Source organism: Methanobacterium veterum (assembly GCF_000745485.1).
Classification (GTDB): Archaea; Methanobacteriota; Methanobacteria; order Methanobacteriales; family Methanobacteriaceae; genus Methanobacterium_D; species Methanobacterium_D veterum.
On sequence record NZ_KN050693.1, the window covers coordinates 220,150 to 234,547 of the forward strand.

A 14,398-nucleotide genomic window follows, 5' to 3' on the forward strand; every position below is an offset into this window, starting at 1 on the left:
TTATGGAGCATCATATTTATACATATCGATAGGGGGATTTAATGGGGCTTATATCTTAATATAATATTTATTGGTGTACATTTAATAATTTAAAAGGCCTAAAATTGCTTATTTTTGATCTAAAATAAGTTAAATCTAGTTTATTATATAAAGAATAAATTTGCCAATCGTCAAGTATAAATATATAAATCAGCTAAACTTAATCCTGATTAAAGGGCAAATACTTAAGAAAATGAATAATTAAGATTTAAAAAAGTGTATTACCGTCTTAAAAATAATCAGTATTTACAAAATGTGATAAAATGAGTTTAGATTCTTTTAAAAATATAAATTTCTGTTCGATATTTTTACTGTTATCTATCGTCATTTTTCTTGGAATAAGCTTGAATCCGGTTTCGGCAGCTACTATTAATGTGAGCTCGGGACTACAGAATTATGACATTCAATCATTAATCGATGGAGCACAGTCAGGGGATACCATTAATTTCATGGGAAACAGTTACAGCAATATCTCTTTAATAATAAACAAAAAATTGGACATCATTAGCCATATAAACACGATTATCCGTAGTAATAATTCTATTGGTATTAATGGATCTAGTATGGGGCTAACAGAAACGTTTGCTTTCTATTTTGCTAAAAATAGTTCTGGAAGTGTAATTTCAGGCTTCAATATCCTGACCAATTCAGACTATGGTATAATTGCCCAGAATGCTAAAAACATAACCATTAGTTCTAATAATATTTCTGGAGGATATAAAGGTTCAATTAAGTTAAATAATGTTTCCAATGCTACTGTCAGTAAAAATGATCTGTTTAACTCTAAAGGAAATGGTATAAACATTGAAAATTCTAAAAAAATAACTGTAAATGAAAATCAGATATCAAACAATACTTACTCCGGAATACATGTTTATAATTCAGATAATATTAATGTAAAAAAAAGTAATGTTTCAAATAATACTTTAAGTGGAATATCGATTTATTCTTCTAAAAATGTTTCTGTTAAAGACAATAACATCAATAAAAACGGGCATGGTGTTTATTTATCGGGTACTGATAAAGTTAATGTTTCTTACAATAAGATCAGTAACAATCGGTTAAATGGTATAACTTTAGAGGATACGACAAAAAACACTTATATTTCTAAAAATAATGTCACTGGGAATTTAAATGGATTATATATAGATTCTTACAGTGTCAATGATACAGTATGTAATAATTATTTTACAGACAGCCATAAATCTATTTTTGCCGGTTTAGATGTATCTGAAACAGGAAATGGAATTATTGCCGGAACTTATTATCAGGAATCTAATTCATTGATTAAAATTGAGGATAATAGTATAACAAATAATGAACAGTTTTCTATTAGAGGTTCTCCAGCATTATCCCATGATTTTGTAGTAGGAGCTAACTGGTACGGTACCAATGACCCTAGTCAGACTCATGTATGTCCTATGGTGGGGATGTGCGGTATGTTATTTTCAGATCAAGTAGGTTCGTTGGATTTCGTCGATGAAGATACCAATAAAAATAATCAGACAGGTGGAAAAACAAATTCTGGTAATGGCTCTTCTATTGGTAATGGTAATGGTACTAGTGGAGGCAATAATAACGGTTCTTTTCTTGGTAGTGGTAGCGGAACTGCTAACGGTAATGGGACCGGATCTGGAATTGGATTATTTGGAAATCTTGAATCTAAGGGGTTAAGTGGAGGATCAAGTGGTGGAAAAAATGGTGTGGAAGTATCAATTAAAAGCACTATAAATGCGATAAAAAGTAATCCTTATGCTAGTCTAGGAATATTGGCTCTTATAGTGTTGATTGCAGTAGGCTATTTTAAACGAGATAAGTTCAACTAAAGTGGTATTTTATAAAATTCGTGTATTATAATTGTTGAAACGTATAAAATGGTTGTTAATACCGTTAAAATTGATTAAAGCTTTTTTCAACGGTTAACAATTATTCTATATGAATGATAATTATATATTGTAATAACTGAAATGTAAGAGATAATCAAAACAGATTATATATTCTTTATTTCACTTTTAATTTTTTAATATATTGTTTTAAAACTTCAAATTTAATTTTTATTCTTTTATGTAGGAGATAGTTAGAAAAATAGAGAATTATTTAATATAACTTTTTTTGGGAGTGTTTTCAAATTAAGTGAACTTCATAAGATAATAAGTAAATTATAATAAATAATAAAAAAATATTGGATTTTGGAAAAAGGGTACTGAATTGGTTTTAAGTTAAAATAATGATCAATATAAGGATATGAAAATTAAAAATCAATAAATTAGGTTATATTAGTGTAATTCTGGTATTACAAAATAACTCATTTTTTGAAAAATAAGGATAAAATTTATATAAGGTGACGCTCTACTTTAAAATATCATTATAAATCATTAATAATTAAAGCAAACTTTATATAATGGTGGAACCCTATCTAAACTATCATTATAAATCATTACTAATTTGGTGATTACTGTGACACCGAAAAACAAACCTAAAGAATTCAAAAATGATTTTTGGAAGTCAAAAAATTTCAAAGTCTCAATTGGTGAAATAGTTGAAAAAAAGGAAGTGGAAACAGCTCCTGAATCGATGGGGCCGACCCCTAAACCTAATGTAACTGATTTAAGATCTTGGGACATGAAATTACTGGAAAGATATGAACCATTCTACGCACCTTTCTGTGATATGTGCTGTTTATGTACATTTGGAAAGTGTGATTTAACTGGTAAAAAAGGGGCATGTGGAATTGATATACAGGCTCAGCAAGCAAGAATAGTGCTTTTAGCCTGTTGTATTGGGACGGCTGCTCATGCTGGACATGCACGTCACCTTGTTGACCATTTAATAGAAAAATATGGGGCTGATTTTGCAATTGATCTTGGAATGAATATAGACATAGAAGCTCCATTGATAAGGACACTTATAGGTAAAAAGCCTAAGAAACTGGGCGATTTAAAAGAAGTACTTAGTTATACTGAAGAGCAATTATCACACCTTCTTTCAGCCTGCCATACTGGACAGGAGGGCAGTCATCTTGATTTTGAATCAAAAGCAATGCATGCAGGACTTATGGATGACCTTGCAAGAGAGGCAGGGGATCTTGCACAGATTGTAGCCCTTGGAATGCCTGAAGGGGATGAAAATGCTCCTTTAATAGAAATGGGGCTTGGAACAATTGACAGCAAAAAACCTGTAGTTCTGTGTATAGGGCATAATGTAGTCCCAGGTGCTGGAATAATGGACTATATGGAAGATCATGGTCTTGAAGAAGATGTAGAAGTGTGCGGGATATGCTGTGCCGCTATTGATATTTCAAGATACAATAAAGCAGCTAAAGTGGTAGGGCCACTTTCAAAGCAGCTTAAATTCATTAGAAGTGGTGTTGCAGATGTAATAGTTGTTGATGAGCAATGTATACGGACAGATGTGCTTGAAGAAGCCGTAAAAAATAAAGCAGCAGTCATAGCCACTACAGATAAAATGTGTCTTGGACTTCCAGACCTTACAGATGAAGATGCAGATGAAATAGTTTCAAAACTTGTTTGCAGGGAGATTGATGGGGCTTTAATACTTGATCCTGAAAAAGTTGGTGAAGTTGCCACAAGGGTAGCAATGAAAATTGCAGATGAACGTGAAAACCTCAAAATACTTCCAGATCTTGACGAAATTCAGGAAATGGCTAAAGAATGTACTGAATGCGGATGGTGTGTACGTGTATGTCCAAACGGTAAACCTATGATGGATGCAGTTGTTGCAGCTGGTAAAGGCGATTTTTCTAAATTTGTTGAGCTGTACGAATACGACACATGTTATTCCTGCGGCCGGTGTGAACAGGAGTGTGAAAGGGAACTTCCGCTCATGTCAATGATTACCAAGGTGGGAGAACACTACATAAAAGACCAGAAGTACAATATGAGGGCAGGTAGGGGGCCAGTTCAGGATGTTGAAATAAGAAGAGTAGGTGCCCCAATTGTTCTTGGAGATATTCCTGGAGTTATAGCATTTGTAGGGTGCTCAAATTATCCTGAAGGCGGTTTAGAAGTTGCAAAAATGGCAGAAGAATTCCTCGAGCGAAATTACATAGTTGTAACTACTGGTTGTGGTGCAATGTCTATAGGGGAATACAGAGATGAGGAAGGAAAAACACTCTATGAAAGGTATGGTGGAGAATTCGATGCTAAAGGTCTTGTAAACATGGGTTCATGTGTTTCAAATGCCCATGTTTCAGGTGCATGTATAAAGATAGCCAATATTTTTGCTCAGAAACCCCTTGAAGGAAACTTCGAAGAAATCGCAGATTACATATTAAATAGAGTGGGTGCATGCGGTGTTGCATGGGGTGCTTATTCCCAGAAAGCTGCCGCAATAGCAACTGGAGTTAACAGATGGGGAATACCCGTTGTTGTAGGACCGCACGGATCTAAATATCGTAGACTTTACTTAGGAAGAACCGATAAGAAAGAAAAATGGAACCTTAATGATTTAAGGTCTGGTGAAGTAATTGAAGGAGAACCAGCACCTGAGCACTTGATGTACGCAGCTGAAAACCGCGGGGAAGCAACCGTGATGATTGCAAAATTATGTATAAGGCCTAATGACACTCCAAAAGGAAGACAGATAAAATTAAATCATTATATAGACCTTCACAAGAAGTATTTTGGTATTATACCTGATGACATCTCTAAATTTATAAGAAATGAGAAAGACATCCCTATAACCTACAAGAAAGACGTTATGAATATGCTGGAAGAGGCAGGCTGGGAACCACGTGCACTTCCGCAGGAACCATCCACAATGGCCTTTAGGGAAAAAGCAAGGGGTAAATGATTGCATAAAAGGTGATTAAATGAATGAAAGAGTAATCCCATGGCAACCGACAGTTATAGCCGGCCCAAAACAGGCGCTGCTTGTAACTCCAGAAACGGCAGAAATGATGCTTAAAAAAGCAAAAAGGCCTTTAATGGTAATGGGGCCTCTTGTAAAAGATAGTCCTGTATTATCACTCGCCGTACTAATTGCAGAAAAGTGGAATATTCCAATTGTAAGTACTGGAGATATGTTTAAAACACTAAATGAAGCAGATATTAAGAGCAAGCCTTATGGAGTAGTTGAAATTGTAAATCTTCTTAAAGATCCAGATTGGGGAGGAATAAATGGAGAAGGACAGCATGATTTAGTCCTGTTTATTGGTGTAATTTATTATATAGGTTCTCAGGGACTTTCAACCCTGAAGCACTTTGCACCTCACCTTAAGACACTTACACTCTGTAAATTTTTCCATTCCAATGCAGACGCATCGTTCCCTAATATGAAAGATGAAGAATGGATCAAATATCTTGAAAAATTAGCAGAATAACTTATAAAGCGAATAAGAATCATGGAGGAATTTAATGTTTGAGGATATACCTGTTGATGTTAGCCCAATGTATGAAGGAGAACGTATAAGATCAGCAAATATGTTTGTTGAACTTGCAGGCCCTAAATCTGTCGGTGCAGAACTAATTCAAGTTGCAGACGGCGTTGAAGACGGCAAGATAGAAGTCGTAGGTCCTGAACTCAGTGACATGAAGGAAGGGGAAATCTATCCTTTCGGGATACTTGCACAAATTCAAGGAGAAAAACTCGAAAAAGAGTTAGAAGGAGTTATCGAACGTAGGATACATGAACTATGTAACTATGTTAAAGGTTTCATGCACCTGAACCAGCGAGACCAGATATGGTGCCGTGTGAGTAAAGAATCAGTAAATGCAGGATTTAAGCTTGAAGATCTTGGAAAAGCGCTTTCAATTCTCCTTAAGGAAGAGTTTCCAATCATAGAAAAAATATCAGTCAGCATACTTACAGAAGAAAGCGAAGTAGAATCATTCTTAGAAACAGCACGAGCACAGTATGAAGTAAGAGATGCAAGGGCAAGAGAATTGAGCGATGAGGATGTTGATGTATTCTACGGTTGTACAATGTGCCAATCATTTGCACCAAGTCACGTGTGTATTGTTACACCAGATAGAACCGCACTTTGTGGAGCTATAAATTGGTTTGACTGCAGAGCTGCAGCTAAAATGGATCCTGATGGGCCAATATTTGAAGTAGAAAAAGGTGAAGTTTTAGATGATGTAAGGGGTGAGTACAGCAATGTAAACACTGTCATGGCTGAAAAATCACAGGGTATAACTGAAAGAGTATATTTACACAGTGTATTTGAATATCCTCACACTTCATGTGGGTGTTTTGAAGCGGTCGCATTTTATATTCCTGAACTTGATGGAATTGGAATAGTAGATCGTGACTTTAGGGGAGAAACTCCGCTTGGAATTCCATTTTCGGCAATGGCTGGGCAGTGTTCTGGTGGAAAACAGGTAGAAGGATTTACAGGGCTTAGTCTAGAATACATGAGATCACCTAAGTTTTTACAGGCAGATGGAAGTTATGAAAGGATAATTTGGCTCCCAAAAGAGATAAAAGAGTCTCTAACTGATTTCATACCTGAAGAGTTATTTGATAAAATTCCAACTGAAGAGGATGCATCAAGCATTAAAGAAATCCGAAGATTCCTGCGCGAATCAGAACATCCTGTAATTGAAAGATTAAAAGCATCTAAAGCAGCTGCAGCAGAACCTGAAATTGTGGAAAATGAAACAGAAGAAGTTGAAGTATCTGAAGCTCCAATGGCCCAGATTGCATATGCACCTGAAATTTCAGTGCCGGCAGCTGGTGGAGTTAGAATAATACTTAAAAACGCTAAAGTCTACGCTGAAAAGATAATAATCAAAAGGAAATAGCTTTAAATTTAAATGAGAGGTAGCTTAGTGATAATAGCAGTAAGTGGAAAGGGGGGAACTGGTAAAAGCATGATTACTTCCCTCATTGTTAGATCCTTAAAATCATGTGGTAAAGATATATTGGCGATTGATGCGGATCCTGATTCCAATTTACCAGAAGCCCTTGGAATAGATGTTGAAAAGACGGTAGGTGATGTTAGAGAAGAGCTCAAAAAGGACACTGCAGCAGGCAATATCCCTAAAGAATCAAATAAGTGGGACATACTTGATTATAAAATCATGGAATCCATTGTTGAAACTCCTGATTTTGATCTCCTTGTAATGGGAAGGCCAGAAGGAAGCGGCTGTTACTGCGCTGTAAATAACATGCTCCGAAAGATCATTGAAACACTTACCTCTAACTATGATATAATTGTCATTGATACAGAGGCAGGACTTGAGCATTTAAGCAGGAGAACAACTCAAAATGTTGATATCATGCTTGTAGTGACTGATAGATCAAAAAGAGGGATTTTAACAGCAAAAAGGATCGGTGACCTTTCAGACGAACTTGATATCCAGTTTAAAAAGATGTATTTAATATTAAACCGTGCTGTCCCTGGAAAAGAGGAAGAAACAATTAAAAAAATTAATGAAATTGGACTGGACCTTATTGGAACAGTATATGAAGACGAAACTGTTGCTGAATATGATATTGAAGGAAAACCATTGATGTACCTTCCAGATGATTCTGCATCTGTAACTGCAGTTTCTGAAATTGTTTCGAAGGTTTTAGATTTAAACGTATAACAAAAAATTGAAGGATGTGGGTTTATGGATAAAATGACACAACTTCTTAAACTACTTGAAAAAACAGATTCTATAGAAATAAATGAATTTAGAATGGACTTTGAAGAATTAGAACTTCAAATAATGCCAGCTATTCAGCAGGCTGTTCAAAGGGTCGAAAGACAGGTTGAACAGGCAGGAATAAAAGAAGGAATAATATCGGAGATTGAAGAATTTTCACCTCCAATCCACGAATACCCCGGATCGGTAGCAGAAGTTCAGCTTGGTGCGGGTTCAAGAAAGCCAGTATTTTTAGGAGGACAAAACGCACTGTACCGTTTTGAAGAACCTCAGCCAAATCCTCCTGTTGTTACATTTGATGTTTTTGATATTCCGATGCCCGGGCTTCCAAAACCGATAAGGGAACATTTTGAAGATGTTATGGAACATCCTGGTGACTGGGCTAAAAAGGCCGTTAAGGACTTTGGAGCCAATATGGTAACTATACACTTGATTGGAACTGGACCAAAAGTTATGGATAAAACTCCTCAGCAGGCTGCAGCAGATATTGAAGAAGTTTTACAGGCTGTAGATGTACCTTTAGTTATAGGTGGTTCCGGTGACCCGCAAAAGGATCCAATTGTTCTTGAAGCAGCAGCAGCAGCTGCTGAAGATGAAAGATGTCTTCTTGCATCAGCAAACATGGATTTAGACTACAAAAAAGTTGCAAAAGCAGCAGTAGACTACAATCATGCGGTTCTCTCATGGGCTATAACAGATATCAACATGCAGAAAACCTTAAACAAATACCTTATGAAAGAAGGTTTAACTCAAAATGATATTGTAATGGACCCTACAACATGTGCACTTGGTTACGGTATTGAATTTTCAATAGATGTTATAACCAGAACAAGACTCGCCGCACTTAAAGGAGATACAGACTTACAAATGCCAATGTCTTCCGGAACAACCAATGCATGGGGTTCTCGTGAGGCATGGATGAAAAAAGAAGAATGGGGACCAACTGAGTACAGGGGACCAATCTGGGAAATAGTAACTGGACTTACCATGATGCTTTGTGGTGTTGATATATTTATGATGCTCCATCCACAATCCGTAAAAATGCTAAGGGAAATTGGAGAAACATTTACAAAAGAATATATGACCACAGAAGTTCCAGATATCTCAAACTGGATTACTCAACTGGGGTAAAAGGAGGTTTTAAAATGGCCGTTACTGCAATGGATGTTTACAGACTACTTCCAAAAACAAACTGTGCAAAATGTGGAGAGGCATCGTGCATGGCATTTGCCACAAAACTCTCTGAAAAAGAAACAGATCTTGAACTATGCACACAACTTTCAGCTAATGAAGCTGATAAACTTGCAGATGTATTAGCACCTGCTGTAAGAGAAATAATGATAGGTAAAGGCAATAAAGCCATGATGGTTGGTGGAGATGAAGTCCTTTACAGATATGAACTAACTTATTACAATCCAACTCCTCTTGTAATTGATATAAGTGATGACATGGACCCTGCTGAATTTGAAGAGAGGGTCAAAAAGATAGAAGGCACTGAATTTGAAAGAACCGGAGAATTACTCACACTTGATGCTATAGCACTTAGAAATAAGTCCGGTGACGTCTCAAAATTCAAAGAGGCTGCAGAAAAACTTAAAAGTTCTAAACTAGCGTTAGTATTATGTTCATTTGATCCAGAAGCTATGAAAGCTGCACTTGAGGCTGTTGGAGATGAACGTCCGCTGATCTATGGTGCAACAGAAAACAATATAGAGGAAATGGCGGCACTTGCACTTGAGTACAACTGTCCAATTGCACTATTTGTTCCAAATGACCTTGAAAAAATGAAGGAACTCTCAAGAATCTTGAGGACTAAAGGAATTAAGGACATAATCCTTGACCCTGGAACCTTTGTAAATGATGGAATTGGTGATACCCTTGATAACTTTGTCATGATGAGGAGGCTTGCAGTTGAAGAAAGAGATGATGATTTCAGATTCCCAATTTTAGGAGTTCCAGCAATTGCATGGCTTGATAATGGTGAAGATGATATTAATACTGCGATAAAAGAAGCTACAATTGCAGCCACACTTATGGATAAATATGCAGATATGATGATAATCCATGGAACTGAAATATGGGAGCTAATCCCTGTTTTAACATTAAGACAAAGTGTTTACACTGATCCAAGGAAACCTCAAGCAGTAGATCCTGGATTGTATGAATTTGGTGAAATAAATGAAGATTCACCTGTCGCTTTAACTACAAACTTTGCTCTCACCTATTACACAGTTGAGGGTGACCTGAAGGCCGGGAAAGCCAACGGTTATTTACTGGTACTTGATACCGAAGGTAGAGCTGTCGATGTGTCAGTAGCTGGCAGCCAGTTTAATGGTAAAGCCGTGGCAGATCTAATAAAAGAAACAGGTATTGAAGACAAGGTAAAAACCAGAAAAATGGTTATTCCCGGCCTTGGGGCACCAGTAAGTGGCGAAATCGAAGATGAAAGTGGATGGGAAATTTTGGTAGGACCAAGGGACTCATCAGCTCTGGCAGATTTCCTTAGAGAAAAAATGTAATTAGGTAGATAGTATGAAAACATTGATGGTAATTGACCCAAAAATGTGTTCTGAGTGTAAAGACTGTATCACCGCATGTGAAAAAGAACACGGAACCGCAAGGGCAAAAAAAAGCAGTTCAATTCCAATTTTCTGTCTGCAGTGTCATCCAGACAAAGCACCATGTGCTAGAATATGTCCAACTGGGGCCATAAAAGAGGAAGATGGAACTCTTATAGTGAACGAAGATGCATGTATAGTCTGCAAGCTCTGTTTGATAGCATGCCCTATAGGAATGCCAGTAATTGACGAAGATAAAAAAGCAGTTCAAAAATGTACTTTATGCATGGAATCTGACAGAATACTTCCTGCATGTGTTGAAGCATGTAAAGACAATGTTTTAAAGGTATTTTCAGTTGAAGAACTAGAAAAACTGAAGTCAGACGTTTCATTTGCAAAGGTTCTTGAAGAGACCCTAAAAATGTGTCAGGATAAGTTATAGAACTTATCCATCTATTTAATTTTTGATTCTGCATTTTAAGCTTAAATTTATTCTACTTTGGTTTGTAATTAGTTGATTTATTTTTTAATTTTACCGTCTACAATACAGATTCCCTCATTTTCCAGCATTTCTTTCTTCATTTCAGTACCACCGAAGAATCCACCCACATGTAAATCTGATTTTACAACGCGATGGCATGGAATTATTATTGGAAGATGGTTCCTGCCAATTGCAGTTCCAACTGCCCTGTAAGCTTTGGTTCCAATAGATTCTGAAATCTGTTTATATGTTCTAACTTCTCCGTATGGGATTTTTGCAACTTCTTGAAGCACTTTACTTTTAAAATCACTCTTATTAGGGATAACGGCTTCAAATTCTGTTTTTTTCCCATAATAGGCCATGCAAACATCTTTTGCATAATGTTCATATTCATCTGATAATTCAAAAGAAGTATATTCCTTTGAAATTTCGTCCAGCACACTTTTTTCATCTGTCTTTGGAAGGGTTGCCCTTAATATTTTTCCTTCACCAACTGCAACTGCAAAATACAGCTCTCCATCACTGTAGGTTGAAATTGTAACCTCGTTAGAAATTTGAATTCCCCCTTTTAATCAGTGCACTTAATGATCTGTAAACTAAAAATAAATTTTTCTATTTATCAAAATTAAATATACACTCTGAAATTATCTATTATAAGATCTATGTCTTCTTTAGCCCTTTCAAAACTTTCATGGCCTCCAGAGAACCATAAATAGTACAGTAAATCATCTATTTTAAATGAAATAACCATAATTTTGGTGGGTGCAATATCATTTACATTTTCACCAATTATAGTATGTACATCTATTCCTTCTGCTCTAAATTCCGTCTCAGATAGGATTGTGCTGTTTTGAATTATAAAAACATCTCTAATTGTATCTGCAACTTCTTTTGATGTAAGATCACCTACATTGGTGTTTTTGTTGATGGAAAATGTGATATTGCCATTTGCAGAATTTCCTTTGACTATCTTCTTTTTATTTGCAGTAGAAATTACTTCCCATGATCCTGGATAGTCAAATGATATTTCTCCGTCATCATAGGTTAGAATCTGCGTTGCATTTTCCATTTCTTTTAATGCTTCTTCCACTTTAACACGTACATAAATATAAGGATCATCCAAAGCCTGAGTCAATGGTTTAAGTGCTTCTTCATCACCTATTTTCCCAAGGGCTTCTGCGGCTCTTCCCCTAACATATTTATTCCTGTCTTTAGTCCACCCAACAAGTATACTAATAAGGGGTTTAACCGCCCGTTTATCCCCTATTCTTCCCAGAGCTTCTGCGGCCCTTCCTCGAATATGCCAGTCCTCATTTTTTAAAAGATCTATAAGAGGTTCAACAGCAACATTTTTCATTTTTCCAAGGGCAACCACGGCTTTCCATCTAACGTCATTGTCTTCATCGTTCAAGGCATCCATTAGACTTTCAATTGCTCTTTCATCCCCTATTTTTCCAAGTGCATCTGCAGCATACTTTCTAACGTGCCATTCATCATCACTTAAAGCTTCTATTAGACTATCTACTGCCCGCCCGTCCCCTATTTTTCCAAGTGCAGAAGCAGCAAATCTTCTAACTGCCCAGCTTTTATCATGTAATAAATAGATTAAGGGATCTACAGCACGCATGTCTCCAATATTTCCAAGGGCCCACGCGGCTTTCCATCTAACTTCTTCGTCTTTATCATTTAAAGCTTTTATTAAAGGTTCTACAGCTCTCCTATCTCTTAGCACGCCCAGAGCCTCAGCTGCGGTTTCTCTTACAGAACCCATAACTGCGTAGTATTCATGCCATTCTTTATATTCAAGAACGTCTATGAGTGGAAATAATGCTCTACTATCTCCTATCTTTTTAAGAGCGGCAGCAGCCTCTTTTCGGATATTACAGTCATTAAATTTAAGAGCACTTATTAGGCCTTCAACGTCCCTGGTTTTTTCCAACCGATCTATATTTGGTTTAATTTTACCAATTGCCATGTATAACCTCAAATTTTTAACAAAAATTTGGGGTTCGAAAAATCTTTTGATTTTTCTCAACCTCAAAATTTTGGGACCCTCAAACGCAAAGCATTCGAAAATTTTTAATTTTCGCGGTTACAAAATCGAAGCTTGCAAAAAACATAGTTTTTGCAGTCCTCGAAAACCGTAGGTTTTCGGGGCATGGAAAAATTCTACGAATTTTTCCGGTTGAAAATTTTCAAACATCGAAATTATAAATTTCGAATGCCCGAAAAATCTTCGATTTTTGAAGGATTTTGAGAGATTTTGTAAACATTTTTCTAAAATTCATAAGAATTTAGAGGCCATGGGAAATCTGTGATTTCCGAAGGTTTTAGAATTCTATGAATTCCTTCAACATCTATGCTGTGATAAATAATAAATTTATTATGGGTAATACTTCCACTTTAAATTTCAGATGATTCTATTTATTTCCGGAATAATTTAAATAGATATAGGTATTATTTCATGATCGGATCCTATGTATTAAATAGTGGGGCTGATTTAAAACTGTTTGTTTGTATTTTGGATCGTATTATATTTTTATTAAATTAAATAAGTGCCCTTATAAGTTTAAATAGGCTTGGCGATTCTTTTAAAAGTCCAAACCACTCCCTTTTTGAAATTGACCAGATATCTTTGTCTTCTAAGAATCTTGCAAGTGCATTGAATTCATCATCGTTTATTTTGTCAAGAACTTTTCTATATTTAAGTGACTGGTTAATGATGCCCCCAATTTGATCTTTCCAGCGCTTTTCATATATTTTTAAGAACCCTTCAGATATATTTTCACTTTTTATGGATTCCGCTGCAACTTCACCTGCTATTCTCGCACTTGCAGCGGTTAAATGGATTCCACCACCAGTTAATGGATCTACATGTCCGGCAGCATCTCCAACGACCATCAGTCCTTTGGCATATGTTTTTTTAATATTGCCTGAAACAGGTACTCCTCCAATATTAAGTTCAACGGGTGTTCCACCAAGAGTTGATATGAATTTATGGAGATAATGGTATGCAGTTTCCTTAGTATTTCTAATTCCAATTCCGACATTGGTCACCCCATTTTCATTTGGAAAAATCCAGAGATATCCTCCAGGAGCGACTTTACTTCCGAAATAAAACTGCATATAATTTGGTTCTACATCAATACCTACCATTTTATATTGAACACAGGAACAGATATCATTTATTCTGCGTGTTGAATTTAAACCAGCCATTCGCGCTACATTTGATTCTATGCCGTCTGCAGCAATAACAATATCTGCTTCGATTTCCATGGTTTTACCAAGGTGTTTTGCAACAACTCCCTTAACATTTCCATCTTTGATAAGCAGGTCTTTAACTGTAGTTTTTAGCATTATGTCTGTTCCAGCTTTCGCTGATTCAATGGCAAGATGTTTATCAAACACTTTCCTGTCTAAAATAAAACCTCTTTCATTATCAGGTGTCATCCGAAAATGAGTACCATTGGGAGAATAAAGATCGGCTCCCACAATTTCAGAGCATATGTATCTCTTTGAAGGCTTTATTCCGACAGTTTCAAAGGTTACTTCGTTTGTAGCTTCAGCACACTGGAGAGGAACTCCTATTTCCTGACGCTTTTCAATCATTAAAACATCTAAATCGTTTTTAGATGCAAAAAGTGATGAAATGGAACCTCCTATACGTCCCCCTACCACAACTACATCATATTTCATTATTTGGCTCC

11 protein-coding genes are annotated in these 14,398 nt (G+C 36.2%); 8 read left to right on the forward strand and 3 right to left on the reverse strand.

The window, feature by feature from the left end:
- Positions 1 to 302 precede the first annotated feature (302 nt).
- The 8 genes from EJ01_RS16625 to EJ01_RS11315 all read left to right on the forward strand — a co-directional run bounded on the left by EJ01_RS16625 (position 303) and on the right by EJ01_RS11315 (position 10,652).
- Positions 303 to 1,865, forward strand: a complete 1,563-nt coding sequence (locus EJ01_RS16625; RefSeq protein WP_052376109.1) for a right-handed parallel beta-helix repeat-containing protein — start codon at positions 303 to 305, stop codon at positions 1,863 to 1,865.
- Between the two features lie 622 nt (positions 1,866 to 2,487).
- Positions 2,488 to 4,851 carry a CO dehydrogenase/acetyl-CoA synthase complex subunit alpha gene (cdhA, locus tag EJ01_RS11285; RefSeq protein ID WP_157197663.1) on the forward strand — a complete coding sequence of 788 codons (2,364 nt, stop codon included), beginning with the start codon at positions 2,488 to 2,490 and terminating at the stop codon, positions 4,849 to 4,851.
- Positions 4,852 to 4,870: 19 nt separating this feature from the next.
- Entirely contained in the window at positions 4,871 to 5,380 is a 510-nt protein-coding gene (cdhB, locus tag EJ01_RS11290) for a CO dehydrogenase/acetyl-CoA synthase complex subunit epsilon (RefSeq protein ID WP_048082888.1), read from the forward strand.
- Between the two features lie 34 nt (positions 5,381 to 5,414).
- Entirely contained in the window at positions 5,415 to 6,803 is a 1,389-nt protein-coding gene (gene cdhC / locus EJ01_RS11295; protein ID WP_048082887.1) for a CO dehydrogenase/CO-methylating acetyl-CoA synthase complex subunit beta, read from the forward strand.
- 27 nt (positions 6,804 to 6,830) lie between these two features.
- Positions 6,831 to 7,592, forward strand: a complete 762-nt coding sequence (locus tag EJ01_RS11300) for an ATP-binding protein (protein ID WP_048082886.1) — start codon at positions 6,831 to 6,833, stop codon at positions 7,590 to 7,592.
- Positions 7,593 to 7,616: 24 nt separating this feature from the next.
- Positions 7,617 to 8,783 carry a CO dehydrogenase/acetyl-CoA synthase subunit delta gene (gene cdhD / locus EJ01_RS11305; RefSeq protein WP_048082885.1) on the forward strand — a complete coding sequence of 389 codons (1,167 nt, stop codon included), beginning with the start codon at positions 7,617 to 7,619 and terminating at the stop codon, positions 8,781 to 8,783.
- Positions 8,784 to 8,797: 14 nt separating this feature from the next.
- Positions 8,798 to 10,171, forward strand: a complete 1,374-nt coding sequence (gene acsC / locus EJ01_RS11310; protein WP_048082884.1) for an acetyl-CoA decarbonylase/synthase complex subunit gamma — start codon at positions 8,798 to 8,800, stop codon at positions 10,169 to 10,171.
- A gap of 13 nt (positions 10,172 to 10,184) precedes the next feature.
- A complete protein-coding gene (locus EJ01_RS11315) occupies positions 10,185 to 10,652 on the forward strand; it encodes a 4Fe-4S dicluster domain-containing protein (protein WP_048082883.1) in 468 nt (155 codons plus the stop codon).
- 77 nt (positions 10,653 to 10,729) lie between these two features.
- Here EJ01_RS11315 and EJ01_RS11320 read toward each other — a convergent pair whose 3' ends face one another.
- From EJ01_RS11320 to EJ01_RS11330, 3 genes are all read right to left on the reverse strand, one after another.
- A complete protein-coding gene (locus EJ01_RS11320; protein ID WP_211251462.1) occupies positions 10,730 to 11,131 on the reverse strand; it encodes an MGMT family protein in 402 nt (133 codons plus the stop codon).
- A 185-nt stretch (positions 11,132 to 11,316) separates the two neighbouring features.
- Positions 11,317 to 12,666, reverse strand: coding sequence for a HEAT repeat domain-containing protein (locus EJ01_RS11325; protein ID WP_048082881.1), 1,350 nt, complete (start codon positions 12,664 to 12,666; stop codon positions 11,317 to 11,319).
- A gap of 572 nt (positions 12,667 to 13,238) precedes the next feature.
- Positions 13,239 to 14,387, reverse strand: coding sequence for an NAD(P)/FAD-dependent oxidoreductase (locus tag EJ01_RS11330; protein WP_048082880.1), 1,149 nt, complete (start codon positions 14,385 to 14,387; stop codon positions 13,239 to 13,241).
- Positions 14,388 to 14,398: the final 11 nt, after the last annotated feature.